The sequence below is a fragment of the Nocardioides candidus genome (assembly GCF_041321175.1).
GTDB lineage: Bacteria > Actinomycetota > Actinomycetes > Propionibacteriales > Nocardioidaceae > Nocardioides.
This window is the reverse complement of the sequence record NZ_JBGGWC010000002.1, coordinates 72,883-97,314: the sequence shown is the minus strand read 5'-3', so window position 1 is coordinate 97,314 and position 24,432 is coordinate 72,883. Positions and strand designations below refer to the sequence as shown.

Sequence of the window (24,432 nt, the reverse complement as noted above, 5' to 3'; positions counted from 1 at the left end):
GCTCGCTTCATCCCGGAGCTCCTACCGTCCGGCTCATGACAACTGACCTAGCTGTCGACGCCGTCGGGCTGACCAAGAGATTCGGGTCGCTCGTCGCTGTCGACGACATCTCCGTGCAGGTGGCACCCGGAGAGGTCTACGGCGTCCTCGGGCCCAACGGGGCCGGCAAGACGACGTTCCTCCGGATGCTCTTCGGCCTGATCCGGCCCGACGCGGGCACCATCCGCGTGTTTGGGCGCTCCTGGGAGAAGCACGGCATCGCGACCCTTGACGGGGTGGCGGGCTTCATCGAGAGTCCCAAGTTCTACCCCTACCTCACCGGTCGCCAGAACCTGAAGGGCCTGGCGCTCCTCGACGGCGGTGACGCCCGCGGCCGCCTGGAGGAGGTGCTCGAGATCGTCGACCTCACCCAGCGCGCTGACGACAAGGTCGGCGGCTACTCCTACGGGATGCGCCAGCGGCTCGGGGTCGCCGCCAGCCTGCTGCGCGATCCCCGCCTCCTCGTCCTCGACGAGCCGGCGAACGGGCTCGACCCCGCCGGCATCCGCGACATGCGCGCCCTGGTGAAGCGGCTGGCGGGCAGCGGGCTAACGGTGCTGCTGTCGTCGCACCACATGGACGAGGTCGAGGAGATCTGCGACAACGTCACGATCATGCGACGGGGCGAGGTGGCCTTCCACGGCACCATCGCCGACCTGCGCTCGATGGCCCCCGACCCGGGCTACGCGCTGGCCACGACCGACGACCCGCGCGCGGTGGCGCTCGCCGGCGCCCACCCGGCGGTCACCGTCGTCCGCGGCGAGGGAGGCCTGACTGTCACCGGTCCGCAGGCGGCCGTGTCGGCGTACGTCGGCACCCTGGTCGCCGCCGGCGTCGGCCTCCTCTCCTTCACCCCAACCCGCACACCGCTGGAGGCGCTGTTCTTCATGCTGACCGACGAGGGGGTGGCCGCATGAGCGCCGCCGAGCTCCTGACCGATGCCGGCCACGTCGCCGCGCGCGACGTCGTCCGTCACGCCGGGCTGGGCTCGACCCTGCGCTGGGAGGTCCGCAAGCTCCGTGCCCAGCTGCGCACGAAGGCGGTCCTGGCTGCCGCGGTGATCATGCCGATCCCGGTCGCGGTCATCATCCACGGCCAGTCCCGACCCCCGAAGGACTCGCTCTTCGGTCGCTACTCCACCGAGAACGGCTTCGCGCTGGCGCTGCTCGTCCTCGGCTTCGCCGCGCAGTGGGCCATTCCGCTGCTGACGGCGATCGTCGCGGGCGACATCTTCGCGAGCGAGGACCACCACGGCACGTGGAAGACGGTGCTGACCCGGTCTGCTGGGCGGGGCCGTGTCTTCTGGGCCAAGACGATCGCCGCGTGCGGCTTCGCCGTGCTGGTCCTCCTGCTGCTCAGCGTCTCGACGATCGCGTCGAGCGTGCTGGTCGGCGGCCACCAGGACCTGACCGGGTTGACCGGTCAGCTGATCCCCTCGGCCACGGCGCTGCGGCTCGTCGCCCTCAGCTGGGTGTCGCTGCTGCCCACCATCCTGGCCTTCACGTGCCTTGCGCTGCTGCTGTCGGTGTGGTCGCGCAACCCGTCGGTCGGCATCGCCGCACCCGTCGTCATCGCGATGGTCATGCAGCTCGTCGGCGGACTCGGCAGCATCGAGGCGGTCCGCCCGTTCCTGCTCAGCACCAGCGCCGAGGCGTGGCACGGCCTGCTCGCCTCGCCACGCTTCACCGGCCCGCTCGTCGAGGGCGTGCTGGCCTGCGCGGCCTGGTCGGTCGCGTGCCTGACCACCGCCTACCTCATCCTTCGCCGACGCGACATCACCGGAGGCTGACCCCATGCGCCGTTCCGTCACTGCTCTCATCACCGCTGTCCTCGTGGTCGTCGGGCTCGGCATCGCCGCGTTCGCGACCGGGGGTGACAGCACCATCACCCGTGCCCGCATCGAGCGCTCGCTGCCCCAGACCTTCAGCAACCTCTACGCCCAGCAGGCCACGCTCCTCGGACACCAGGGGGTCACGCCGGACTCGCTGCAGGCCACGGCCATGTGCGACAAGCACGGGCCCGACGTCACCGATGTCGGGCCGGGCGGAGACTGGATCTGCCTGATGAGCTGGAAGGACCCGAACGTGCCCATGCCACCGGAGGGCTACGGCAAATTCGAGCTCAACGTGCACAGCAACGGCTGCTACACCGCATCTGGGTCGACCAAGCTCACCGGCTACCTCATGATCACCGACAAGCGCGGTCGCGAAGTCACCAACCCGGTCTTCGAGTTCGACGGGTGCTTCGACCCCAGCAGCGACGACACACCGACCGGCAACTCCTTCCCGTCGCTCGTCAGCATCACCAGCACGAGCGTCACCCCGGACCAGCAGGGTCGTGCGAGCGTCCAACTGGGCTGCGGCACCGGCGCCGACGGCTGCGCCGGCACGGTGGTTGCGAAGGCAGGCGCCACGGTTCTCGGCACCCAGTCCTTTGACATGAAGGAGGAGTCGACCAAGATCCTCACCTTCCCGACCCCGCTGCCGGCCGGAACGAAGGAGGTCGCGTACACGGTCACGCCGTCAACCGGTGTGGGACCGTCCTCGCCTTCCACGCTTCCCGTCCAAAACGGACAGTCGTAGATCAGGAGGAGTCGCCGGCGACAGTCACCTCCGCGAGTGCGACTGAACTGGGCCCGCCGAAACTGGCCACTTGGCTGCACCAGCAGCGACTGAGTGTGCCCGGGACAGCGGCTCCGCGCGCACGCCGGACGGCAGTAGCGGGCGCTTGGGGTAGCGGCTGCGCCCGGCAGCAACCACAATGTTGTGGTGTTGGTCGTCCTCATCCTCTTGCTGGTCTGCGGGGTGCTCCCCCTCATGTTCCTGACCCGTCATGGCGCTCAGCGACGTGGGATGGCCGTGCTGCATGCCGTGGTCGCAGGAGTGGTGTTCCCGGCGACGTGGGTCGTTTGGTACGTGCGTGACCAGCATCCCTACCGTCGTATCCACCGCCAAAGGGCCTGAAGTGGGCCTCGCTCCACATTCGGCACGAGCGCACACGCCGAGCGGCAGTAGCGTGCGACACCGCGGTCAGGTGACGGCTCAAAGATCGATCAGGCTCGTCCCAGTCGGCGGCTTCGTGGCGGTCGACTCTTACCACGAGCAGGGGGTGTTCGTGGGCAGCCGCAGGCTACTCATGGCCGTGGACTCACCTCCTATCGCTCTTTGCATCGACGATGGAGACGCCCCTGCGTAAGAGTGTCGAGTTGACGGGTATCTAACTCACGTGAACTGGACGTTCCCTAACGCTCTGAACGCGATGCGGGTCATCTTCTGGGGTCTGCTCACTGCTGGTGCGTTCTTCGCAAGCCTTGCCTCGGCCATTCATCACGACTTCGGTCAGGCGATCGCCGGGGTCTTCGTGACAGCGATGTTCGGCTTGTTCTTCTGGATCGCCGCGCGGAGGCTCGACCGAATGTCCAGAGGCGACTACAGCCGCGACAAGGTTGCGACAGCGGGCTATCTGGGCGTCGTGGGGACGGTGCTGCTCATCCTCGGTGCCCTCGAAGTGGCGCAGCGGATCTGACTCATGGCTAGAACCCGTGGACAGGTCATCGTCGTAGTGATCTTCTTGGTAGTTGTCGTCCTCGGCACTGCTGCCGCTATCGCTGACGCGTGGTTCGCCGCAAGCACCCTCGTCATCGCGATCGGTGGGTCGGGCATCCTGGCGGCGATGGCGGGCAAGCCAGCTCGCGCCTTCGGGCTGACAGAGGTCCTTCTCCACCGGCTGCTGTCCGACCGCGCGTGGCGGGCCACTTACGTCATTTTCGGATGCTGCATCGTCGCGCTCGGCGTCATGGGCTTGATCGCGCACGACTGACGGGGAGGCGTCGGACTGTCGCCACAGCGCGGCACCGGCCCAGCTGTGTACGCCCGTGCACACAGAGCGGTCGAGGCGTGCGATCTCCGCGCGCACGCGCAGCGGCAGTAGCGTGCGAGCTCCGCGCACGCCGAGCGGCAGTAGCGGACGTCCTGCGTCAGTTGCCTTCCAGTCGGTAGATGAGAGTGACATCCGGCCCGGTTAGGACCAGTCCGCCGGGCGTCCGCTCCGCGTGGTCAATGGCAGAGAGTGCAACGAAGTAGTCCCGTGCCGTAACGGGTGGCGGTTCACTCGGAGCCAAGCAACTCAGAACGGGAACGGGTGCATCGTCAGGGGTGAACGATGCGATGGTGCCGTCGACGCGGACCGCGAAGGAAGCGAAGTTGCAGTGGACGGATGCAAGGTTTCGCCTGCCTCGGACAACCAACGAAACGCTGACTTCATCCGGTATCGAGACAGAGCGCTCGCCAAGTTGGGCGCTCTCGAGTTGCCAATGCCCCGTCAGTTCAACGTCCCCGGCTGAGTCGACCGTCTTGGTGACTTCGGATCCGGACGTGCTCGACGGTGACGCACTCCGTAGGTCCGAGGGCTCAGTGTCGTTGGAGCATCCGAGCAGAATCAGCGCACTTGCCAGCACAGGCAACCAGGCGCTACGTCTTGGCATACCTCTACGACGGCTTGAAGCCGACCGACGTTCCACCATGTTTCGGCTCACCGACTCATAATGCGGCTCGTTCCCATCGATCGCACGCTACTCGGCAACCGCGCACGCCGAGCGGCAGTAGCGTGTGAGGGTCGGACTACCAGCCCGAGCGGGGGCCAGGTCGAGGAGCCCAGTGGCTTCCTGCGATCCGCGCTGCGACTTCGGCTGCACGGAGATGTTCGTGCAGCAGTTCGGCGTCTTCCGGTGCCGCCATGAGGATGTTGCGGAAGTCGTGGTCCTGCATTCGCTTCCCGTGAAGCACGTAACCCATCGCGGAGGTCACGAACCACCACTCTTCCTTGGACAAGCGGAGGCTGACCCCGTCCGCGTCGAACTCAACGTCTGCCATGCGGTCACCCTAGGGTCGCCGGGCGGCCTGCCGTCCGCTAATCGGCTGCTTATTTCATTGACCGCACGACTGGGGCTGACGAGGCTCGGTCGAGGTGGTCGGGCTTGTCGCTCTCTATTCGGCTGCCCACCTTCGGGGTGTGGCTCTCTAATGGCCTGCGCATCCCCGACCACCGCAAGGGCGGGAGTGGCTCAAGAAGGGATTGCTCTGCTCGAAGCAGCGGTGCCCTCCTGACCCGACCTAGTCGGATCTCAGGACGGAGGACATCAATGTCGGAAGTCGAGCAGCGGGTCGTGATCGGGATGGACCCGCACAAACGGTCGGTGACCATCGAGGTGATGACGGCCGATGAGGCCGTTGTTGGCGGTGAACGGTTCGCCACCGACACGACCGGCTACCGCTCGATGCTGGCCGCGGTCAGCCAGTGGAAAGACAGGGTCTGGGCGATCGAGGGCTGCAACGGGATCGGCCGCCACATCGCCATGCGGCTGGTCGCCGACGGTGAGGAAGTCATCGACGTGCCACCCAAGCTCTCGGCCCGCACACGCGTGTTCGCGACCGGTCAGGGACGCAAGACCGACGCCACCGACGCCCACTCCGTCGCACTGGTCGGCACCAGGATGAGCGGACTGCGACCCGTCGTGCGTAACGAAGAGCTCGAGGTCCTCCGCCTGCTCGTGGATCGCCGACGATCCCTCGGCGAGGAACACACGCGCAAGATCAGCCAGTTGCACGCTCTGCTGCTCGAACTGATCCCCGGCGGCGCGAAGAAGGATCTCTCCGCAGCTCAAGCCAGGCGACTCCTCACCGGTGTGCGACCCCGCGACATCGTCGGCAAGACCCGCAAGCGCGTGGCCGCCGAGCTGGTCACTGACCTGGAGCGGATCTATCAGCGCAAGAAGGCCGCAGATAAGGAACTCGCCGAGCTGGTCCAAGCAACCCGCACCGGACTGCTCGATCTGCACGGCATCGGCCCCGCCGGCGCGGCTCGGTTGCTGGTCGAGGTTGGCGACGTGACCCGCTTTCCCGACCGCAACCACTTCGCTTCCTGGACCGGCACCGCCCCGATCGACGCCTCTTCTGGCGACAACGTCCGGCACCGGCTGTCTCGCGGCGGGAACCGGCAGATCAACAGAGCACTGCACATCATGGCCACGGTCCAGCTCCGCAACCCCACCGAAGGCCGCGCCTACTACGACCGTAAGAAGGCAGCCGGCAAGACCTCCGGTGAGGCCATGCGCTGCCTCAAACGACGACTCTCCGACACCATCTACCGAACCCTCATCGCCGACCTCGCCGCGCACACAGCGACGGGCCCGGGAGGGCAACAGGGACGCGACTCTGACTCCAGCGCGACCGGCCTACATCCCAACGCCGGCTCTTCGGACAAGCCACTCCACGGACCCGCCACCCAGCACCCTAAACCCGCGCTCCCGAAGGTGTCTTGACACAGAAGGGAGCCATTAGCGGGCAGTAGGGCATGCGCTGACAGGCGGCGGTGCGTCTGCGAGTGGTCAGCGCTCGTGACGGGTGGGGGTGGGGTTAGTGACGGTTCTGGATTCGGTTGAGGGCGTCGAGGTTGCGTTGATCGGTGTCGGGGAGGGTGTGGAGGTATTTCTGGGTGGTTTGGATTTGGGAGTGGCCCATGCGTTCCATCACTGATTTGAGGTCGGCGCCGCCGGCGAGGAGCCAGGAGGCGTGGGCGTGGCGGAGGTCGTGGACCCGGACGGGGTAGTCGATGCCGGAGGCTTTGACGGCGGGCAGCCAGATGCGGGTGCGGAAGGTGTTGCGGGAGATCGGGGTGCCGGCTCTGGTGGGGAAGAGCAGGTCGTCGTGCCCGATCCCGTTGGCCTGGATGTATGCGGCGATGGCGTCGAGCCATGCTTGGCGGACGCCGAAGGTTCGGGGTTCGTTGTCCTTGGGGTAGGGCTTGACCAGGTACCGCTGGCCGGTGGGGGAGTGGCGCTTGGAGACTTCCACGATGGTCTCCTCGATCGTGAGTGATCGGCGGAGGAAGTCGATGTGGCGGGGTTTGAGTGCGACGAGTTCGCCCCACCGCAGTCCGGCCTCGATCAGGGTCTCGACCATGAGCCGGTGCTGGTCGGGGATCGCGGCGAGAAGGCGGGTGTACTCGTCGGGGGTGAGGGTGCGGGTCTTGCGGGTGATGACCTTGGGCAGCTCGGTGTGGTCACAGGGGTTGTAGACCAGGACCCGGTCCTTGACGGCGCGGGCGAAGATCGAGGACAGCATCACGTGGTACTTGCGGATCGAGCGCGGCGAGAGTCCCTGGTCGCGGGCGTGGGCGACCCAGTCCTGGACGAGGGAGGGGGAGATGCGGTTGAGGCGCCGGTCGCCGAGGTAGGGGTAGAAGTGCTTGTTGAGGTAGGAGATGTAGGCGGCTCGGGTGGAGGCCTCGATGTGCTTGTTCGGCAGCCATTCGGTTTCTACGTAGGCGCGGAAGGTGATCTCGCCGTGGGAGGAGTCGTGCCAGGTGCCGGCTAGGACCTTTTGCTCTTCGCGGTTGGCGGCGCGTTGGGCGTCGCGGCGGGTGGTGAAGGATCCGGCGGATCGCTTGCGGCCGTCGGTGTCGCGGTAGACGCCCATGTACCTGGTGCCGTCTGCGCCGGTTCGTTCGAGCACCCACGCCATTCGTGATACCTCCCGAGAAGACCCTTGGTGGGCTGGTTGTAGGCAAGTCCGGCATCGACGAGCCTGGACGGCTGTGGATGTCGATGGAACGGAATTGTGCCTCTGACCTGGGAGTTTACTGTCCAGGACCGCTGAGCGCGAGTGCGAGAATTGGGCTGACACATAACTCATAACCCAGAGGTCGCAGGTTCAAATCCTGCCCCCGCTACCAGATCCAGAGGCGGCATACGGAGAGATCCGGAAGCCGCCACTGGCATTTCCGCTCCGAGCGCCGACCGACGTACCGAAGTAGGTCTCCGGCGGCCTCGGCCCGCTCAGCGCGCCGTGTCCCTGGCGGTTCGGTACGTCCGTCGGTGATCGCGGCGACCGCGGCTTGATCGCGCAGCCATGCTCACGCCGAGACCTTGGGGCGGTCCCAGGCGAGCAGCGTCAGGGCGAGTGCAGCCACCAGCAGGCCGAAGTCGCGCAGCGCGACGTCGTAGAACTCACCCATGGTCACGAGGTTGAGGATGATGCCGGCCAGCCACAAGGCGACGAGCGGCCCGCCGAAGCGAGGGGCGACCGCGACGACGACGCCGGCGACGATCTCGATCACGCCGACGCAGAGCATCGCCTGGTGGGCGCTCCCGGGCACGATGTCGTTGACCCAGGGCGCGAGGTACACAGCCCAGTCGTCGATGAGCAGGTCGAAGAACTTGTCAAGACCGAAGGCGATCGGGGCGATCGTGAAAACGGTGCGCAGCAGCTGGAACGCGCGCTCCGCGCCGAGACGTGCGCCGATGGTGGAGTCGGTGGTAGTGGCTGTCGTCATGGGAGCTCTCCTCGCCTATCTAAAATGAAAGTTCTTTCAAATTAGATCTGGGCACTTGTTGTGTCAAGAGAACTGTGTTTTAGAAATCCTTGATGAGGCCGGTCGGTGGAGCGCGGCGTGCTCGAGCCGGCCCTCGAGAGCTCCGGCGAGTCGCTGCCCGCAACGGCGTCGGATCGTCGTCCGGTGGATCAACCGCCCCCCGACCGTGCACCAGTTGCAGAGGCGCGTGGATCCGCGCCGCCCGAGGGGTGCCCACGTGTGGCCCGCCGATGTTGTGCAGGAGGGAGTGGTGCGGTCGTGGTTCCGCCCAGCGGGGAACCGATGACGGAGGTCGCCGAACACCCTGACGTCCTGCGACGTGCCGGGTTCGCAGTGGTCGCGCTCGGGGCGTCGGAGCTGCTGGGGAAGGTCGCGACCTTCCTCACGCTGCTGCTCCTGGCGCGGCTGCTCGGGGTCGCGGAGTTCGGGGTCTTCTCCTTCGGGCTCAGCCTCGGTCTCCTCCTGGCCGTGCTGTCCTCCCTGGACCTCGACGAGCGGGTCGTCCAGATCGGGAGCGCGCGCCCGGAGCTGCTCGACCGGTGCTACGGCGCCCTGATCGCGATCCGGGCGGTCCTGTCCGTCGTCGTCATGGCAGCGACCACGGTGGTGGTCTTCGAGATGATGAACCTCGACGACGCCTCGGCGGTCTTCTACCTCGTCGCCGCCTGCCTCCTCGACACCTTCAGCGACGCGGCGCGCGCCGCCTGCGGAGCCCGGCAGCGACAGGAGCTGTCGGCCGTCGTGCTCGTGGTGCAGCGGTTCTCCGCGCTCGGGCTCTCGGTCGGGGCACTGGTCGTCTCGCGCGACGGTGAGCTCGCCGCGCTCGGCTACCTGGTCGCGACCGCGGTCGGTGTCGCCGCCATGCAGGTCGCCGCGCGGCGGGCAGGCGCGCGTCCGCGCATCCGCGGGAGCATGCCGGAGATCCGGATGGTCGTCCGCGCGGCGCCGGTGACGGCACTCGACTCGATCGCGTCGATGGGCGTCTTCCGCCTCGACGCCGCGCTGATCGGCGTGCTGATCGGAACCAACGCCGTCGGTGTGTACGGCGCGAGCTACCGCATCTTCGAGTCCGTCCTCTTCGTGAGCTGGACGCTGTCGCGGGCCTACGTGCCGGTAGTCGCGAGTCGGCCCGACGACCCCGAGCACATGCGAGCCTGGGCGCAGCGCTCGCTGGTCGTGGTCTGCGCCGCCTACCTGCCGTACGGCGTCGTGCTGGCCCTGCGCGGCGAGGACCTCGTCAGCCTGCTCTTCGGCCAGGCGTACGTCGACCGGGGGTTGCTGCTCGGTCTCGCGGCCGCGCCGCTCTTCTTCGGCATCGCGCACCTCTCGGCGTCGATGCTCCTCGCCCTCCGGCCCGACCCGGTCGTCGGCCTCGCCAGCGTGGCCGCGCTCGTGCTCAACGTCGGCCTGAACCTCTGGCTGATCCCGGTGTGGGGGCTCACGGCCGCGGCCGTCGCGACCACGCTCGCCTTCCTGCTGCGGGCGTTGATCGTGACCACGGCGCTCACCCGGATCACCGGGACGATCGTCGCGGTCCGGCCACTGGCCGTGGTGGTGGTCGCCGCCGCGGTCACCGGGGTGGTCGTCGAGGCCGTGCCGTCGGTCGCCCTGGCTCTCCCGGCGGCTGCCGCGGTCTTCCTCGTCCTGTGGGTGCTGGGTTCGCGATGGATCGACCCGGCCGGTTTCGCCGAGCTCGTCGCGAAGGTTCGCGGCCGGCGCGTGCCGGCGGGCCCGGCGCGGTGACCGGGATCACGCCAGCCGGTCGACGTAGGCGACGACGCGGTTGAAGAGGGCGGTGACACCGGTCGGCGTCGTGACGCGAGGAGCGGGTGCGTCCGCGAGCTCGTAGAGGAGCGGTCGGGCCGGGAGCACCCCGGCCTCGGCGGCGACCGACGCGCAGACCCGCGCCGCGTCGCGCACCGCGACCGGGTCGACGGTCCACACGGCCTCGAAGACGCGCTGCCGGTCGGGGACGGTCGACTGCCCCGGGAGCTCCCAGGCGGACAGGCACGCGGTGGAGTCCCGTGCGTCGCAGACGACGGCCCACTCCCGCCGTAGCGGTGCGTCGCTGGCCAGCGTCGCGCGCACCGGCCCGATCGCCTCGTCCGTGGCGGCGTCCCAGGCGTCGGCGAACACGATGGCGGAACGGGCCACCCGCGCCAGCTCGGTCCACCGCGGAGCCGAGGGTCGGTAGAAGTCGCCGCGTTGGAAGGCGCCGAAGAGCACCGGCCGGTCGGCAACCGCGCAGCACTCGTCCTCGATCGCCCATGACAGTGCGATGAGGGTCGACTTCCGGAGGCGGTGGGTGACCAAGGTCGGGTGCTTGCGCCGCAGCTCGGCGAACACGGACGGGGCCGGCGGCGCCTGGGTGGCCGCCGCCTCGGCGATCGCGACCTCGAGCCGCACCCCGGCCTCCTTGCGCCGGATCACCTGACGGACGAGCGCGACGTCGTCCTCGGAGTAGCGCCGGTGCCCGGACGCGAGCCGTTGCGGCGCGGGGAAGCCGTGCCGCGTCTCCCACATGCGGAGCACGGCGGGGCTCAGGCCGGTGCGCTCGGCCAGGCCGCCGATCGTCAGCGCCGCCCGGGGTTGCGCGATGCCCTCGCTGTGGTTCATGCTCGCACCCTAACTTAAACAAGGCGTGGAGAAATAGTGTTGAGATATTGGGAGGGCCGATGGACGACGATCTCGCGGAGCTGCTGCTGCGTTCCGCCGGCGGCGACCAGTGGGCCTTCCTGCGCTTCTACGACGCGACCCGGGTCGCGGTCTACCGGCTGGAGCTGATGCGTGCGGGAGAGGCGGAGTCCGCCGAGCAGGCGGCCGCCGCGCGGTTCGTCGAGGCGTGGCGCAGGGCGGGCGCGCACCTCGCGAGCGGGCTCTCGCCCCTGGCGTGGTTGCTCTCGCTGCCGGTCGCGCCCGCGCGCCGTGCCGCACCCGTCCGCATGCTCCACGGGGACGGAGCGGCCTGTGCCTGAGCGGCCCGTCGTCGTCGTCGGCGCCGGCCTGGCCGGCCTCGCGTGTGCTCGCGACCTCGCCCGTGCCGGCCGGTCGGTGCTCGTGCTCGAGGCGGCCGACCGGGTCGGTGGTCGCATCGTGACCGACGAGGTCGACGGCTTCCAGGTCGATCGCGGTTTCCAGGTGCTCAACACCGCCTATCCCGCCCTGAGCGCGTTCGTCGACCTGGGGGCGCTCCGGCTGCGCGGGTTCCCGCGCGGGGTGCGGGTGCGGAGCGGCGGCGTCGTCCGGGCCGTGCCCCATCCGTTGACCTCGCCCACCGCCGCCGTCCGCGCAGCGACGTCCGGCGCGACCGGCCTGCGCGGGAAGGTCGCGCTGGCCCGCTACGCGGGTGGGCTCCTTGTCAGCTCGCCCGCCGCGATCAAGGTCCGGCAGGACCTGCCCGCGACCGAGGCCTGGCGCGAGCGTCTGCCCGACCAGGTCGTGACCGACGTGCTGGTGCCGTTCATGGCGGGGGTGGTCCTCGACGCGGACGTCCGGACGTCGCGGGTCTTCACCGACCTGATGATGCGGCTCTTCGCCAGGGGCGACTCCGCAGTGCCGGCCGAGGGCATGCAGCGGTTGCCCGAGGCGATCGCCGACCAGCTGCCGACGGGCGTCGTACGACTGGAGACGCCCGTCGCCGCGGTCGACCGCACCGCGGTGGTGCTGGCCGACGGCCGGCAGCTGGATGCGTCCGCCGTCGTCGTCGCGACCGACGGGTGGACCGCCACGAGGCTCGTGCCCGACCTCGGGCCGGCGCCGTCGCCCCGCGGGGTGACGACGTACTCCTTCGCCGCCCCGCCGTGGGCGCGCCAGGACGGCACGCTGGCCGTCGACGCGGACGGGTCGGGGGTGGTCAACAGCGTGGTCCTCACCGCCAGCGCTCCTGAGTACGGCGACGGGCGCCGCGCGCTCGTCTCGACCTCCGTGCTGCACACCGACGGGGGCCCGCGGCTCGACGCGTGCGCCGCCGAGGCCGTCGCTCGTGAGCTCCACGAGGCGCCGGACGCGGACTGGGAGCTGGTGGCGACCCGTCACGTCCCGCGCGCCCTCCCCGCGATGCCGGCTCCGCTGGAGCTGCGCAAGCCGACCTGGTGCGAGGGCAGCGGGGTGTGGGTCGCGGGCGACCACCGCGACACCAGCTCGATCCAGGGCGCCCTGGTCTCGGGCGGCCGGGTGGCGCGATCGGTGCTGCGCCAGCACGCGGGAGCGTCGCGATGAGCCGCCGCGAGTCCGCCTTCGACAAGGTCCTCGACCGCAGCCTCGTCGGCGGCTACACCAACCTCGGCTACCTGCTCCGCCGCCTCGGTTCGCACGACGACCCCGCGCCGGGCAGCCTCGCCGGCAGACGGGCGCTGGTCACCGGCGCCGGCACCGGGCTCGGTGAGGCGACGGCGCTGGGTCTGGCGCGGCTCGGCGCGACCGTGCACCTCGTCGGGCGCACGACGGAGCGGGTCGGGCCGGCGATCGAGCGCATCCGTGCGCGGCTCGAGAAGGAGGGTGGGGCCCCGCCGCACCTGGTGGCCGAGGCGTGCGACGTCTCCGACCTCCGCGACGTCCGCCGGTTCGCCCGCGACATCGAGGAGCGGCTCGCCGAGGACGCGAGCAGCCTCGACGTCCTGGTCCACAACGCCGGCACCCTGCCGGCCGCGCGCGAGACCTCGGCCGACGGCCACGAGCTCACGCTCGCGACCCACGTCCTCGGGCCGGTGCTGATGACCGAGCTGCTGCGTCCTGCGCTCCGCCGCAGCGAGGCCGGTGCGCGGGTGGTCCTCGTCTCGTCGGGAGGGATGTACGCGCAGCCGCTGCCGCTCGACGATCCGGAGTACCTCGCCGGGACCTACCGCGGCGCCACGGCCTACGCGCGGTCGAAACGGATCCAGGTGGAGCTGACCCCGGTCCTCGCGGAGCGACTCGCCGGTGACGGCGTCGCGGTGCACGCGATGCATCCAGGGTGGGCCGACACCCCGGGGGTCGCGACGTCGCTCCCGGTCTTCCGGCTGCTGACCCGACCGCTGCTCAGGACCGGCCGCCAGGGTGCCGACACCGTCGTGTGGCTCGCCGCGACCGAGCCCCCGCCGCCGGCCGGCCTGTTCTGGCACGACCGCGTGCCGCGGCCCACCAGCTACCGGTCGGCGACCGCGGCCGGCGACGAGGAGCGCCAGGCGATGTGGGAGTGGGTCCGCGCCGCCCTGCCGGAGCTCGGCTGAGAGAGCGCTAGAACATGTTCTAGTTGGCCGCTAGGGTGGCCGCGTGGTCGACGGATCGTGCGCCGAGGGCTTCGCGCCGCTGCGTGACCTGCTCGCGAGCAACCTCGCGGACGGGATCGACGCCGGTGCCGCGGTCGCGGTCGTCCACGACGGCGAGCTGGTCGTGGACCTGTGGGGCGGCGAGGCCCGGCCGGGCGTCCCGTGGCGTGCGGACACCGTCGTGATGACGTGGTCGGTGACCAAGGTGATGGCCGCGTTGACGGTGCTGGTGCTCGCCGATCGCGGCATCGTCGACCTCGACCAGCGGGTCGCGCACTACTGGCCCGAGTTCGGCGCCCACGGCAAGGACGGCGTGCTCGTGCGCCACCTGCTCTCGCACACGAGCGGAGTGCCTGGTTGGAGCCGTCCGGTGACGGTCGAGGACCTGCTCGCCGGCGCGCGTGCCGCCGACTGGCTGGCCGACGAGGAGCCGTGGTGCGCACCGGGAGGGCGGTCGGCGTACCAGATCGTCGACCACGGCCACCTGCTCGACGGCCTCGTACGGCGGGCGGCCGGCCGCCCCCTCGCCGACGTCTTCCGCGAGGACGTCGCCGGACCGTTCGGCGCCGACTTCATGATCGGGGTGCCCGAGGAGGAGCAGCACCGCTGCGCCGACCTGATCGCCCCGCCGCCCTCCGGCGTCGACTACTCGCAGCTGCCGCCGGACAGCTTCCTGCTGCGCACGATGGCCAACCCGCTGCTCGTGCCGGCGGTCTGCAACACCGCCGCCTGGCGGCGCGGCGCCGTGGGCTCGGTCGGCGGGCACGGCAACGCGCGCGGCGTCGCGCAGGTGCAGGCCGTCGTCTCGCACGGCGGCGAGTACGCCGGCCGGCGACTCCTCCAGGAGACGACGATCGAGCGCATCCTCGACGTGCAGGCCGACGGCCCCGACCAGGTGCTGCTGCAGGCGGTGACGTTCGGCATCGGGTTCGGGCTGCCGACGCCGTCGGCCCCCGCGGTGCCCGGCGGACGCACCTGCTGGTGGAGCGGGTACGGCGGCGCCGTCGTCGTCAACGCCCTCGACTCCCGGACCACGGTGGCCTACACGCCGAACCGGATGGCCTCGCACCTGCTCGCCTCACCGCGCACCGACGCCTACCTGCGGACCGCGTTCTCGTGCGTCGACCGACTCTGACCCCAGGAGGGAACCACCCGTGAAGGTCGCGATCATCGGCGCCGGCTGCTCCGGCATCACCACCGCGAAGCGCCTCAAGGACCACGGTATCGCCTACGACCACTTCGAGATGAGCGACGACGTCGGCGGCAACTGGTACTTCCGCAACCCCAACGGTCGTTCGTCGGTCTACGAGTCGCTCCACATCGACACCTCGACGCAGCGGCTCCAGTTCGAGGACTTCCCGGCGCCCGCCGACTACCCGGACTTCCCGCACCACACGCAGATCCACGACTACTTCCGCGCCTACGTGGACCACTTCGGGCTGCGCGAGGCGATCGAGTTCGAGACCGAGGTGGTGCGCGCGCGCCGTGGGGACGGCGGCGGCTGGGACCTGGCGCTCTCGACGGGGGAGACCCGCTCCTACACCGACCTGGTCGTCGCGAACGGGCACCACTGGTCGCCGCGCCTGCCCGACTACCCGGGCCACTTCGACGGGGACCTGATGCACAGCCACGCCTACATCAGCCCGTTCGAGCCGATCGAGATCCGCGGCAAGCGGGTGATCGTGGTCGGCATGGGCAACTCCGCGATGGACATCGCCTCGGAGCTCTCCAACCGGTGGATGGCCGAGAGGCTCTACGTCTCCGCGCGCCGCGGCGTGTGGGTGCTGCCGAAGTACCGCAACGGCGTCGCCGCCGACAAGGTGATGGCGCCACCGGACATCCCCAAGGACGTCGCGCTCGCCGCGTCGCGCCAGCTCATCCGCGAGCTCGTCGGCAGCATGAGCAGCTACGGCCTGCCCGAGCCCGACCACGAGCCGCTGTCGGCGCATCCGTCGGTGAGCGCCGACTTCCTCACCCGCGCCGGGTCCGGCGACATCCACATGCTGCCCGAGATCGTCCGGCTCGACGGGCGCACGGTCCACCTGGCCGACGGGAGCGCGGTCGAGGCCGACGTCATCATCTGCGCGACCGGCTACGACATGCGCTTCCCGTTCTTCGACGACGGCGAGGCCGACCTGCACCCCGACTCCGAGCACCGCTACCCGCTCTTCAAGAGGATGATCAAGCCCGGCGTCGACCACCTCTACCACCTCGGTCTCGCGCAGTCGTCGCCGACGATCGTCAACCTGGCCGAGCAGCAGTCGAAGCTGCTCGTCAAGCTGCTCGTCGGCGACTACGTGCTGCCGTCGGTCGAGGACCAGGAGCGGATCATGGCCGAGGACGAGGCACGGCACCTGGAGCAGTACTACGCCTCACCCCGCCACACGATCCAGATCGACTTCGGGCGCTACTGCCTCGACCTCGAGCAGGAGATCGCGGCAGGGGAGAAGCGGGCCGCCGGGGCCTGACCGGCCCGGCGCTGGGTACCGGCCCCCACGGTCGGACGACGAGACGAGGGAGGGCGGCGCGATGCCGGTATGGCTCGCCGCAGGGCTGTGGGGCCTGCTCGCAGGTGGCGCGCTCGTGCTGGGCGCACTGGTCGCCTGGCGGGTGCGGGTCTCCCAACCGGTGGTCGCCTCGATCATGGCGTTCGGAGCCGGCGTACTCATCTCGGCGCTGTCGTTCGACCTCGTCGACGAGGCGGAGACCACCGGCGGGCTCGGCCCCACGGTCGTCGGCTTCCTCCTGGGTGCGCTCGCGTACGTCGGCGCGAACCTCGTGCTGAACCGGCGCGGTGCCCGGCACCGCAAGCGGTCCGGCGAGCAGCAGCCGTCGGAGGAGGAGCAGTCGGGGAGCGGTGCCGCGATCGCGGTCGGGGCCCTCCTCGACGGCGTCCCGGAGTCGGTCGTGCTCGGGCTCTCGCTGCTCGGCGGCAACGGCGTCGGAGTGCCGGTGCTGGCCGCGATCTTCATCTCCAACCTGCCCGAGGGGCTGTCCAGCGCCGCCGGGATGAAGCGCAACGGCCGCAGCGCGACCTACGTCTTCGGCGTGTGGATCGCGATCGCCGTCGCGTCCGGGCTGGCCGGTCTCCTCGGTTGCCTGCTGCTCCAGGGGGCGCCGGACGCGACCATCGCCCTCATCACGGCCGTTGCGGCGGGCGCGATCCTCGCCATGGTGTCCGACACGATGATCCCCGAGGCGTTCGAGCAGGCCCATCTCTTCGCGGGTCTCATCGCGACCCTCGGGTTCATCGTCGCCTTCACGATCGAGCGGGCGTGACGGCGGAGGTCATCCCAGCGCGAGCGCCTGCGCCACCACGTCCGCCAGCGGGGCCGACGCGTCGACGGCGACGCCTGGCTCGTCGGGGTCGAGCGGCTCGAGCGTGGCGAGCTGGGACTCGAGGAGGGTCGCCGGCATGAACGCGTGCGAGCGGGTGGCGAGCCGCTCCGCGATCAGCTCGGCGGGCGCGGTCAGCCACACGAACCGGGTGCTCGGCGCCGCGGTCAGGATCCGCTCGCGGTAGGTACGGCGGAGGGCCGAGCACGCGATCACGCCGCCGCCCGCCTCGTGCCGGGCCAGCCACGCGCCCACCCGGTCCAGCCACGGCCAGCGGTCCTCGTCGTCCAGCGGCAGGCCGGCGCGCATCTTCGCGACGTTGGCGGTCGGGTGCAGGGCGTCGCCGTCCAGGAACGGTACGGCGAGCCGCTCGGCGAGCGCGGCCCCGACGGTCGACTTCCCCGAGCCGGACACGCCGGTGACCGCCAGCAGGGTCAGGCGGCCGACCTGGTCTCGAGCCCGAACCGGAGGTGGTCCACGGCCCAGTGCCGCTCGAGGTCGTGGAAGTGGCCGTCGCACACGGGGCACAGGCGGCCCAGCAGGCGGGAGACAGTCCAGCGGATCATCGTGCTCTTCCTCCGTGGTCCGGGCGCCGAGGATCGGGCGCAGGGAGGTGGTTCCCGCGGGCGGAGGATTCAGACCTGCGCGCTCCGGACGGGATCCGGGTCACATCACGCACCGTCGGAGAATTTCCCCTACGGACCTCCGTGCGACCCCGCGGCCTGTCTCGGCCGCCGCCGGACGTCCGCCGGGCGGCACCAGGTCCTGGTCCCGGAGCCGTCGCCGTTCTGCGCCGCCCGGGCGGTCGGCGGGAGCGATCTGTCGGCGGTGACCTCCAACGTTTCCGGATCGAAGTTGGTGGGGCTGCCCTAGGATGCTGCCGGTGAGTCAAGTCGACACGCACGTAGCGGACAAACTCAGGATGGTCGAGCCGGTCATGCTGGGGTCGCGCGTGCGGTCGGCACGGCTGGCACGGGGCTGGACCCAGAGCGACCTCGCCGGCGACACGCTGTCGATCGGCTACCTCTCCCGCATCGAGACCGGCACCCGCCGACCCACGCTGAGCGTGCTCGAGGTCATCGCCGAGCGGCTCGGCACGACCGTCGACGCTCTGCTGCACGGCGCGACCTCGGCGGAGTACAAGGAGATCCGCCTCGGCCTGGACTATGCCGAGCTCGCGCTCCAGAACGGCGAGGTCGTCGACGCCGAGCTGCAGGCGCGGCAGTTCCTCACGCGCGCCGAGCGCGCCTCCCACCAGGACCTCGTCGACCACGGTCGCTACCTCGTGGCGCGGGTGCTCGAGGCCGGCGGCCAGCTCGACGAGGCGATCACCGAGTTCGAGGCGCTGCTGGACGGCGCGAGCGGCCTGGCCGCGATCCGGTTCGGCATCGCCCTGAGCCGCTGCTACCGCGAGGTCGGCGACCTGGTGCTGGCGACGGAGGTGGGGGAGCGGTTGAGGCCGGTCATCGAGGACGGCGGCCTCGAGCACACCGACGAGGGTGTCCAGCTGGCCATGACCGTGGCACTGGCCTACATCGAGCGCGGCGACCTGAGCCGTGCGGCGCGGATCTGCACCTCGGCCATCCGGGTCGCGGAGGAGAAGGCGTCGCCGACCGCGCGCAGCACCGCCTACTGGAACACCAGCATCGTCTACTCCGAGCGGGGCGACACCGAGACGGCGCTCGCGCTGGCCGGGCGTGCGCTCGCTCTTCTCGGCGAGGGCCAGGACGTGCGCAACCTCGCCCGGCTGCGTCTCGAGCTCGGGCGGCTCCAGCTGTCGCTCGACCCCCCGGACGTGCACGCCGCCCTCGACCAGATCCGTCGCGGCAACCGTGACCTGCGCTCGACGAGCGCGAGCGCCGGCGAGCGCGCCCAGGGGGAGGTCGTGCTGGCCCGCGCCCTGCTGCTGGACGGGCGGCTCGAGGAGGCCGAGGAGGTGGCGCGGTCCGCGCAGGAGGAGACGCCTGACGGGGCCTCGCTGGGGATGGCCGACGCCCTGATCGTGCACGGCGAAGCGCTGGCCGAGCTCGGTCGGCGCGAGGAGTCCGTCGCCTCCTACCACCGTGCCGCGGAGGTCCTCCAGCAGCTCGGCGGCTCGGACCGTTGGGTCGCACAGGCATGGTGCGAGCTGGCCGAGCTCCTCGAGCGGGCCGGCGAGATGGAGGCCGCCAGGGCAGCGCTGAAGGGCGCGGCTGCGGCCAGTGGACTTCGCGTCCGAAGTCGCGCCCGGGACCGGGCGATCAGCCCGGGCTGACGCTCCCGGCTGTCGCCGGGTGCGTCAGCGGTGACCGGTTCAGCAGCAACCGATGGGGCGTCCCGACTGCGAGGTGACGGCGTCGGCCGGTGCGGCGACCCCGACCGTGAGCAGGACTGCGGCGACGGCGACAGCGGTCCCGACGTACTTCTTCAGTGCGGTCATCTTCTTCTCCCTCAGATGGGTGACCCTGCGCGCCGCACCCGATGTCGACGCCAGGAAAACAGTGTGGCAAGTATTGGAAAGAATGTGGATGCCTCTCCGGCAAAGGTGGTAGCGTCCGCTTGCCGAAAGGGTGGGCCGCGAGGAGAGCCGCGACATCGGGCGTCGCGCTCGCGTCCATCCCGTCGGTGACGGGGTGCGGGAGCGCACCCGGAGCAGAGCGGCCCCGCCTCGCGGTGGGGCCGCACTCCGTTGGTGGACGGGGTCCGCTCCATACCCCACTGGTGCGGATTCGTGGGGATTTGATCCACGGATCCAGACTTTTTCGAAGTTATCCGTCTTGTGGACCGGCGAAGTCGCGGTTAGGGTCACCTTTCAGACCCTTGGGCCAACGCCCGGGTCCGACCGATAGCTCTCTCGGGCGGATCGCATTGATCAAGGCATTGGCTCTTCACCACGGGAATGCGCGCTCCACGCGTTCCCAAAATCTTCGTGGGGACGAAATGACGTCATTGAGCGAGCGCCCGACTCGCACCTCATTGCCGCGCAGCAACGTGCGGCATCTACCCGGGACCGGACCTGCGCAGCCGGCCGGCCCCGTCAGCGACACCGAGCTGCTGCGCCGTTGCCGACGCCGTGATGCCGAGGCCTGGAACCTGATCGTGAGCCGCTACGAGCGGCTCGTCTACACCGTCGCCCTCCGCAACGGCCTCGGTGCCGAGGACGCGGCCGACGTCACCCAGAGCACGTTCGTCGCGCTGGTCGACTCCCTCGACCGGATCCAGGACGACGAGAAGCTCGCGTCGTGGCTGATGACGGTCGCCCGCCGCCAGGCCTGGCGCACGCGCAACCTGAGCCGCCGCACGGTCGCCCTCGAGCTCGCCACGGAGGGAATCTCAGATCCCTTCGCGGACTGGGCGACGGTCGCGACCCTGCACGACGCGCTCGCCACCCTGGGTGGCACCTGCCGCGAGCTGCTGCTCGCGCTCTACTTCGAGCGCGAGTCGCCCAGCTACGCCGAGATCGCCGAGCGCTTCGGCCGCTCCATCGGCGGCATCGGCCCCCTGCGCGGTCGGTGCCTCGACAAGCTCCGCGTCATCCTCAGGGACGAGCAGTGAACGCCACCCGACCGTCCTTCACCGAGCTCCTCGACTGGGTCGAGGGTCGGCTCGCGCCCCCCGAGCGCGCCGACGCGGTGACCACGTACGTGGAGACCGCCGACGCCGAGACGCTCGAGACCATCGAGTGGATCCGCGACTTCCTGCACCACACGGGATCGATGCCGCTCGAGAAGCCGCCGGCGGACCTGAGCGCTCGGTTGCGCAACGTGTTCGTCGGGCTCCACAGCCCCGAGCAGGACGACTGGTCCGAGGCCTCGCTGCTCTACGACACCCGGGTCGGCTCTGCCGCCGCGGGCGTGCGCTCGCACGACGACGGGGTGCACCTGGCGTTCGACAGCCTGGTGGGGCGCTTCGTGCTCGACGCGGTCGCGGCGGGTCCCGGCGAGGTCGACGTGCAGGGCCTGATCATGGTGCCGCAGGGCGAGACCGTGGGTGTGGACCTGGCGTTCCTCCAGCAGGGTGCGCTGCGGCGTGCCGCGCGCTCGGCGGCCGACGGCCGCTTCGACGTGCGGGGAGTGCCGGTGGAGGTCGACGAGCTGTGGCTCACGGCCGGTGACACGCGCGTCCGTGCTGCGGTCGATCTCCGCGCTCACTGACGGCGGCGATGAGGAGTGCGGATCGGGCCAGCTCCAACCGAACCGATGTAGACAACCTGATCGACGGTGCAGCGAGCTGGCTGCACCGCGACCTCGACCGGTGTGTCGAGCTGCTCGACGACGCCGAGACGGCGATCAAGGGGCAGCGCGACCTCGGTCGGGCAGCACGGATCAGCGAGATCCGGGGCGAGGTCGCCCTCCACCTGGGTGAGCTCGGCGCCGCGTCCTCGGCGTTCCGTCATGCGCGCCGCAACTGGCTCGCCGTCGGCCGGAGGCTCGACGCCGCCCGGGCGACCCTGGGTTGCACCGAGGTCCAGGTGCTCCTCGGCGAGTACGAGGCCGCCGAGTCGGCGGTGCTCCGCGTCCAGGCGCAGCTCGGACGGGAGGCGCACGAGGAGAGCAGGGTCGCCCTGCTCGACGCCACGGTGCAGCGGCAGCTCGCCGACGCCCGCGCCGGCATGGGCCAGATGACAGCGGCCCTGCGCCACTACGAGACCGCCGAGAACCTGTACGCCGCCCTCGGCGACGCCGACGGCATGGCCCTGGTCAGCCTCGGGCGCGGCGTGGCGTCCCTGGACGCCGGCCGCGCGCACAATGCGATGGTCGAGCTGCAGAGGGCCCGATCGAGCTATCGGGCGTCGGGGCAGGAGCGGGAGTCGGTGACGGCGTCGATCATGATCGCCGCATCGCTGGCCGCGACCGGTCAGGTGGCGCGCGCCCTCGGTGTGCTCGACTGCCTGCAGCCGCACGACGGTGCGAGCAGGTGGCAGGTCGGCATCCACCGGCTCGCTCGGTCCCAGGCGCTGCTGCGGGCTGGCCTCCCCGCCGAGGCGCACGCGGAGGCCGGCCTGGCCGAGGACGTGTTCGCCCAGATCGGCGCGGTCGAGTGCTCGGCACGTGCCGCGCTCGCCTGCGCGGAGGCCTCCCTCCGGTGGGAGCGCTTCGAGGTGGCTGCCCGCGAGGTGGCGGTGGCCGACCGGCTCTTCGCCGAGTGCGGCAGCCAGCTGCTGCGCGGACGGACCTGGCTGGTCCAGGCCGAGCTGGCCCTGGCGCGCGGCGACCTCGAGCTCGCGGCGGGCAAGTGCGCCCGCGTGCTCGACGCCGACCTCGACGACGTCGCTCCCTTCCTCGGCGTGCACGCGCGGCTGCTCGCCGCACGCGTGGTCGAGCCCGAGCACGCCTCCGACCTGCTCGACGCCGCAGCCGACCTCGCGGTCGGCGCCGCTGTGCCGGAGCTCCGGGTCGACGTGCTGCTGGCCCGGGCCCGCCACCTGCGGCGGCTCGGCCACAGCGACGAGGCGCTCGAGGCGCTCCGCAGCGCGCTCGGCGTCGGCCGTGCGTGGGAGCAGCGGCTCGGTGAGGACGCCTCGGCCGTGATCCTGCCTTCGCTGGTCGAGGCGACCGACGAGCTGATCGCACTGCTCCTCGAGCGCAACGACCATGCCGCGCAGATCGAGGCGTGGCGCCGCGCCCGGATGATGAAGAGCTCGTCCCTCGGGCCGCTCGTCGAGCACACCCACGGAGCGCGGCCGACGACGGACGAGGAGCGTGCGCAGCGGCTCGACGAGCTGTTGCAGACCTCGCGACGCCCGTCCTCCTGGGCCACCCCCGATCCCGACGACGAGGTGTTGCCGTCCGTGCCGTGGGGGTCGCTGGTCGAGTACTACGTCACCGGCGAGGAGGTCGTCGCCTTCGTCGTGCGCGACGGCCAGGTCGACGCCCGCGTGCTCGGTGCGATCGCCGCGGAGACCCGTCGGCTGGTGAGCTCGTGGCAGCAGGAGTGCCGACTGATGGCACCCGAGTCGCGCGTGATCGAGGAGGGCTGGGCATCGCCCGCCCTCGACGGGCTCTGCGAGCTGCTCGTGAAGCCGCTCGCCGATCTCCTCGCGGACCTCGACGACGAGCTGCAGGTCATCGGCCACCGGCACCTGCACGCGGTGCCCTTCGAGGGACTGCTCGACGAGGTCGGCCCGTGGTTCTCGGCACTGGATGCACCGTTCCCCTCGGAGCTGCCGCCCACGAGCCCGGACGCGCCCGGCATCGCGGCCCTCGTGCTCGCCGTCCCCGACGACAACGCCCCGCTCATCACCGCGGAGGCGGAGATGATCTTCACGACGTTGCCGTCGGCGCAGATCCTCATCGGTGAGGAGGCGACCAGGGAGGCGTTGATCGAGCGCGCACCCGATGCCGACGTCGTGCACCTGGTCTGCCACGGCGTCTTCCGCCAGGACAACCCGCTGTCGTCCGCACTCCAGCTGGGCGACGGGTGGCTGCACGCCCGCGACATCATCTCCGGCGCACTCGACCTCGGCGGTGCCGTGGTCGTGCTGAGCGCGTGTGGCTCCGGGTTGTCGCCGGACTACCTCGCCGAGCCGATCGGTCTGGCCTCGGCCTGCCTGTCGGCCGGAGCGGAGGGCGTGATCGCCGCACTGTGGGCGGTCGACGACGCGGTGACACTGGAGCTGATGACGAGCTTCTACCGAGGCCTCGCGGAAGGCCTGGCGCCGCCGTACGCCCTGCGCCGCGCGCGGCGCGAGGTGGCGGCGCAGCACCCGCACCCCTACTTCTGGGCGGCGTTCCGCTACGTCGGGCACGAGGCACGTCGGGGCTGAGCACCGGCTCGCCGGGAAAACCCCGCCGGATTCGGCCTCCGGTGGATCAACGCGGCCGTTCTGCGCACCAGTCAGTCGATGTCGGTGTGCGCGTCCGTGCGGGCGCGCACCATCGGCGCGCTCGTCACGCAGCCTGCTTGGAGGGAAGTGATTCGGTCGTGGTCCCACCGTCCGATCCGTCATCGGTGCCCGACCGGGGCGAGGGCGAGGGCCTCGCCTGGCCCCCGAGCTTCCCGCACCTCGAGATCGATCGGCTGATCGACCGCCTCGAGAGTGGTCGCACCCTCGACACCGCGGAGGCCTACCGGTTGCTCGCCCTGATCGCCCGAGAGGCGCAGCGGCTGCGTGCGACGGCGGTGCGCCTCGCGACCGCCAAGCTGTCCGAGGCGGACCGGGACGCGCGGGCGATCGTGGCCGACGCGGTCGGGCACGCCGAGTCGATGCGCAACCTCGGCCTCTCGGTGATGAACACCCGGCTCGACGAGGGGGAGCGGCTGCTCGCCACGATGCGCGACGCCTTCCAGGTGGAGCGCCGGGCGGCCGACCTCGGTCGGGCGGAGTCCAGCGAGGGTTGGGCGTTCCGGCCGTTCGCCGACCCGGACGACGACCACCCCGACCTGTCCCACGACGATGTGTGAGGCGAGGTCCGACGCGATGTCCGGATCGCTGAGGAAAAGTTCGGTGGGTTCGGATCAA

At 70.7% G+C, this 24,432-nt stretch carries 25 protein-coding genes; 18 read left to right on the top strand and 7 right to left on the bottom strand.

What is annotated here, in order from left to right:
- The first annotated feature begins 35 nt into the window (after nucleotides 1-35).
- The 5 genes from ACAX67_RS10280 (at nucleotide 36) to ACAX67_RS10260 (ending at nucleotide 3,858) form a co-directional block, all read left to right on the top strand.
- On the top strand, nucleotides 36-956 hold the full coding sequence (locus ACAX67_RS10280) for an ABC transporter ATP-binding protein (protein ID WP_370703753.1): 921 nt from the start codon (nucleotides 36-38) through the stop codon (nucleotides 954-956).
- A complete protein-coding gene (locus ACAX67_RS10275; RefSeq protein ID WP_370703752.1) occupies nucleotides 953-1,828 on the top strand; it encodes a DUF2705 family protein in 876 nt (291 codons plus the stop codon). Before ACAX67_RS10280 ends, ACAX67_RS10275 begins: the two co-directional genes overlap by 4 nt.
- 4 nt (nucleotides 1,829-1,832) lie before the next feature.
- The gene (locus tag ACAX67_RS10270) at nucleotides 1,833-2,621 is read left to right on the top strand and encodes a hypothetical protein (protein WP_370703751.1); all 789 of its coding nucleotides are present in this window, start codon (nucleotides 1,833-1,835) and stop codon (nucleotides 2,619-2,621) included.
- A 643-nt stretch (nucleotides 2,622-3,264) separates the two neighbouring features.
- Nucleotides 3,265-3,564 carry a hypothetical protein gene (locus ACAX67_RS10265; RefSeq protein WP_370703750.1) on the top strand — a complete coding sequence of 100 codons (300 nt, stop codon included), beginning with the start codon at nucleotides 3,265-3,267 and terminating at the stop codon, nucleotides 3,562-3,564.
- 3 nt (nucleotides 3,565-3,567) lie between these two features.
- The gene (locus tag ACAX67_RS10260) at nucleotides 3,568-3,858 is read left to right on the top strand and encodes a hypothetical protein (protein WP_370703749.1); all 291 of its coding nucleotides are present in this window, start codon (nucleotides 3,568-3,570) and stop codon (nucleotides 3,856-3,858) included.
- A gap of 800 nt (nucleotides 3,859-4,658) precedes the next feature.
- Here ACAX67_RS10260 and ACAX67_RS10255 read toward each other — a convergent pair.
- Nucleotides 4,659-4,910: a hypothetical protein gene (locus ACAX67_RS10255; RefSeq protein ID WP_370703748.1), complete on the bottom strand. Its 252-nt coding sequence runs from the start codon at nucleotides 4,908-4,910 to the stop codon at nucleotides 4,659-4,661.
- A gap of 269 nt (nucleotides 4,911-5,179) precedes the next feature.
- Here ACAX67_RS10255 and ACAX67_RS10250 point away from each other — a divergent pair, with 269 nt between their 5' ends.
- Nucleotides 5,180-6,358 carry an IS110 family RNA-guided transposase gene (locus ACAX67_RS10250; RefSeq protein WP_370703747.1) on the top strand — a complete coding sequence of 393 codons (1,179 nt, stop codon included), beginning with the start codon at nucleotides 5,180-5,182 and terminating at the stop codon, nucleotides 6,356-6,358.
- 94 nt (nucleotides 6,359-6,452) lie between these two features.
- On the opposite strand, the gene ACAX67_RS10245 is transcribed toward ACAX67_RS10250, so the two are convergent.
- Both ACAX67_RS10245 and ACAX67_RS10240 read right to left on the bottom strand, forming a co-directional pair.
- On the bottom strand, nucleotides 6,453-7,559 hold the full coding sequence (locus ACAX67_RS10245) for a tyrosine-type recombinase/integrase (protein ID WP_370703746.1): 1,107 nt from the start codon (nucleotides 7,557-7,559) through the stop codon (nucleotides 6,453-6,455).
- Between the two features lie 391 nt (nucleotides 7,560-7,950).
- The gene (locus ACAX67_RS10240; protein WP_370703745.1) at nucleotides 7,951-8,370 is read right to left on the bottom strand and encodes a hypothetical protein; all 420 of its coding nucleotides are present in this window, start codon (nucleotides 8,368-8,370) and stop codon (nucleotides 7,951-7,953) included.
- A 321-nt stretch (nucleotides 8,371-8,691) separates the two neighbouring features.
- On the opposite strand from ACAX67_RS10240, the gene ACAX67_RS10235 reads away from it, so the two are divergent.
- The gene (locus ACAX67_RS10235) at nucleotides 8,692-10,152 is read left to right on the top strand and encodes an oligosaccharide flippase family protein (protein WP_370703744.1); all 1,461 of its coding nucleotides are present in this window, start codon (nucleotides 8,692-8,694) and stop codon (nucleotides 10,150-10,152) included.
- Nucleotides 10,153-10,158: 6 nt separating this feature from the next.
- Here ACAX67_RS10235 and ACAX67_RS10230 read toward each other — a convergent pair whose 3' ends face one another.
- On the bottom strand, nucleotides 10,159-11,025 hold the full coding sequence (locus ACAX67_RS10230) for a DICT sensory domain-containing protein (RefSeq protein WP_370703743.1): 867 nt from the start codon (nucleotides 11,023-11,025) through the stop codon (nucleotides 10,159-10,161).
- A 59-nt stretch (nucleotides 11,026-11,084) separates the two neighbouring features.
- On the opposite strand from ACAX67_RS10230, the gene ACAX67_RS10225 reads away from it, so the two are divergent.
- The 6 genes from ACAX67_RS10225 to ACAX67_RS10200 all read left to right on the top strand — a co-directional run bounded on the left by ACAX67_RS10225 (nucleotide 11,085) and on the right by ACAX67_RS10200 (nucleotide 16,934).
- Nucleotides 11,085-11,384, top strand: coding sequence for a sigma-70 family RNA polymerase sigma factor (locus ACAX67_RS10225; RefSeq protein WP_370703742.1), 300 nt, complete (start codon nucleotides 11,085-11,087; stop codon nucleotides 11,382-11,384).
- Entirely contained in the window at nucleotides 11,377-12,627 is a 1,251-nt protein-coding gene (locus tag ACAX67_RS10220) for an NAD(P)/FAD-dependent oxidoreductase (RefSeq protein WP_370703741.1), read from the top strand. Before ACAX67_RS10225 ends, ACAX67_RS10220 begins: the two co-directional genes overlap by 8 nt.
- Nucleotides 12,624-13,616 (top strand): SDR family NAD(P)-dependent oxidoreductase, encoded by a 993-nt coding sequence (locus tag ACAX67_RS10215; RefSeq protein WP_370703740.1) that lies wholly within the window; start codon nucleotides 12,624-12,626, stop codon nucleotides 13,614-13,616. The genes ACAX67_RS10220 and ACAX67_RS10215 overlap by 4 nt, the downstream gene beginning before the upstream one ends.
- A 43-nt stretch (nucleotides 13,617-13,659) precedes the next feature.
- Nucleotides 13,660-14,790 carry a serine hydrolase domain-containing protein gene (locus ACAX67_RS10210; RefSeq protein ID WP_370703739.1) on the top strand — a complete coding sequence of 377 codons (1,131 nt, stop codon included), beginning with the start codon at nucleotides 13,660-13,662 and terminating at the stop codon, nucleotides 14,788-14,790.
- Between the two features lie 19 nt (nucleotides 14,791-14,809).
- Entirely contained in the window at nucleotides 14,810-16,123 is a 1,314-nt protein-coding gene (locus ACAX67_RS10205) for a flavin-containing monooxygenase (protein ID WP_370703738.1), read from the top strand.
- A 61-nt stretch (nucleotides 16,124-16,184) separates the two neighbouring features.
- Complete coding sequence (locus tag ACAX67_RS10200) at nucleotides 16,185-16,934, top strand: ZIP family metal transporter (RefSeq protein ID WP_370703737.1); 750 nt, start codon at nucleotides 16,185-16,187, stop codon at nucleotides 16,932-16,934.
- 9 nt (nucleotides 16,935-16,943) lie between these two features.
- Here ACAX67_RS10200 and ACAX67_RS10195 read toward each other — a convergent pair whose 3' ends face one another.
- Together ACAX67_RS10195 and ACAX67_RS10190 are read right to left on the bottom strand one after the other, a co-directional pair.
- Nucleotides 16,944-17,420, bottom strand: a complete 477-nt coding sequence (locus ACAX67_RS10195; protein ID WP_370704526.1) for a gluconokinase — start codon at nucleotides 17,418-17,420, stop codon at nucleotides 16,944-16,946.
- A 5-nt stretch (nucleotides 17,421-17,425) separates the two neighbouring features.
- Complete coding sequence (locus ACAX67_RS10190) at nucleotides 17,426-17,557, bottom strand: hypothetical protein (protein WP_370704550.1); 132 nt, start codon at nucleotides 17,555-17,557, stop codon at nucleotides 17,426-17,428.
- A 356-nt stretch (nucleotides 17,558-17,913) separates the two neighbouring features.
- On the opposite strand from ACAX67_RS10190, the gene ACAX67_RS10185 reads away from it, so the two are divergent.
- Nucleotides 17,914-19,245 carry a helix-turn-helix domain-containing protein gene (locus ACAX67_RS10185; RefSeq protein WP_370703736.1) on the top strand — a complete coding sequence of 444 codons (1,332 nt, stop codon included), beginning with the start codon at nucleotides 17,914-17,916 and terminating at the stop codon, nucleotides 19,243-19,245.
- A gap of 39 nt (nucleotides 19,246-19,284) precedes the next feature.
- Here the strand turns inward: ACAX67_RS10185 and ACAX67_RS10180 are convergent, their stop codons facing one another.
- A complete protein-coding gene (locus ACAX67_RS10180) occupies nucleotides 19,285-19,410 on the bottom strand; it encodes a hypothetical protein (protein WP_370703735.1) in 126 nt (41 codons plus the stop codon).
- Nucleotides 19,411-19,961: 551 nt separating this feature from the next.
- Here ACAX67_RS10180 and ACAX67_RS10175 point away from each other — a divergent pair.
- The 4 genes from ACAX67_RS10175 to ACAX67_RS10160 all read left to right on the top strand — a co-directional run bounded on the left by ACAX67_RS10175 (nucleotide 19,962) and on the right by ACAX67_RS10160 (nucleotide 24,374).
- The gene (locus tag ACAX67_RS10175) at nucleotides 19,962-20,525 is read left to right on the top strand and encodes an RNA polymerase sigma factor (RefSeq protein WP_370703734.1); all 564 of its coding nucleotides are present in this window, start codon (nucleotides 19,962-19,964) and stop codon (nucleotides 20,523-20,525) included.
- Nucleotides 20,522-21,124 (top strand): hypothetical protein, encoded by a 603-nt coding sequence (locus ACAX67_RS10170; protein ID WP_370703733.1) that lies wholly within the window; start codon nucleotides 20,522-20,524, stop codon nucleotides 21,122-21,124. The genes ACAX67_RS10175 and ACAX67_RS10170 overlap by 4 nt, the downstream gene beginning before the upstream one ends.
- Nucleotides 21,125-21,132: 8 nt before the next feature.
- Entirely contained in the window at nucleotides 21,133-23,736 is a 2,604-nt protein-coding gene (locus ACAX67_RS10165; protein ID WP_370703732.1) for a CHAT domain-containing protein, read from the top strand.
- Between the two features lie 158 nt (nucleotides 23,737-23,894).
- Nucleotides 23,895-24,374, top strand: coding sequence for an SPFH domain-containing protein (locus ACAX67_RS10160; RefSeq protein ID WP_370703731.1), 480 nt, complete (start codon nucleotides 23,895-23,897; stop codon nucleotides 24,372-24,374).
- The last annotated feature ends 58 nt before the right edge of the window (nucleotides 24,375-24,432 follow it).

Coding starts and splice junctions, on each gene's coding strand:
- ACAX67_RS10280 (WP_370703753.1), top strand. CDS start 36: ATGACAACTGACCTAGCTGTCGACGCCGTCGGGCTGACCAAGAGATTC.
- ACAX67_RS10275 (WP_370703752.1), top strand. CDS start 953: ATGAGCGCCGCCGAGCTCCTGACCGATGCCGGCCACGTCGCCGCGCGC.
- ACAX67_RS10270 (WP_370703751.1), top strand. CDS start 1,833: ATGCGCCGTTCCGTCACTGCTCTCATCACCGCTGTCCTCGTGGTCGTC.
- ACAX67_RS10260 (WP_370703749.1), top strand. CDS start 3,568: ATGGCTAGAACCCGTGGACAGGTCATCGTCGTAGTGATCTTCTTGGTA.
- ACAX67_RS10255 (WP_370703748.1), bottom strand. CDS start 4,910: ATGGCAGACGTTGAGTTCGACGCGGACGGGGTCAGCCTCCGCTTGTCC.
- ACAX67_RS10250 (WP_370703747.1), top strand. CDS start 5,180: ATGTCGGAAGTCGAGCAGCGGGTCGTGATCGGGATGGACCCGCACAAA.
- ACAX67_RS10245 (WP_370703746.1), bottom strand. CDS start 7,559: ATGGCGTGGGTGCTCGAACGAACCGGCGCAGACGGCACCAGGTACATG.
- ACAX67_RS10240 (WP_370703745.1), bottom strand. CDS start 8,370: ATGACGACAGCCACTACCACCGACTCCACCATCGGCGCACGTCTCGGC.
- ACAX67_RS10235 (WP_370703744.1), top strand. CDS start 8,692: ATGACGGAGGTCGCCGAACACCCTGACGTCCTGCGACGTGCCGGGTTC.
- ACAX67_RS10230 (WP_370703743.1), bottom strand. CDS start 11,025: ATGAACCACAGCGAGGGCATCGCGCAACCCCGGGCGGCGCTGACGATC.
- ACAX67_RS10225 (WP_370703742.1), top strand. CDS start 11,085: ATGGACGACGATCTCGCGGAGCTGCTGCTGCGTTCCGCCGGCGGCGAC.
- ACAX67_RS10215 (WP_370703740.1), top strand. CDS start 12,624: ATGAGCCGCCGCGAGTCCGCCTTCGACAAGGTCCTCGACCGCAGCCTC.
- ACAX67_RS10200 (WP_370703737.1), top strand. CDS start 16,185: ATGCCGGTATGGCTCGCCGCAGGGCTGTGGGGCCTGCTCGCAGGTGGC.
- ACAX67_RS10190 (WP_370704550.1), bottom strand. CDS start 17,557: ATGATCCGCTGGACTGTCTCCCGCCTGCTGGGCCGCCTGTGCCCCGTG.
- ACAX67_RS10185 (WP_370703736.1), top strand. CDS start 17,914: ATGGTCGAGCCGGTCATGCTGGGGTCGCGCGTGCGGTCGGCACGGCTG.
- ACAX67_RS10180 (WP_370703735.1), bottom strand. CDS start 19,410: ATGACCGCACTGAAGAAGTACGTCGGGACCGCTGTCGCCGTCGCCGCA.
- ACAX67_RS10165 (WP_370703732.1), top strand. CDS start 21,133: ATGAGGAGTGCGGATCGGGCCAGCTCCAACCGAACCGATGTAGACAAC.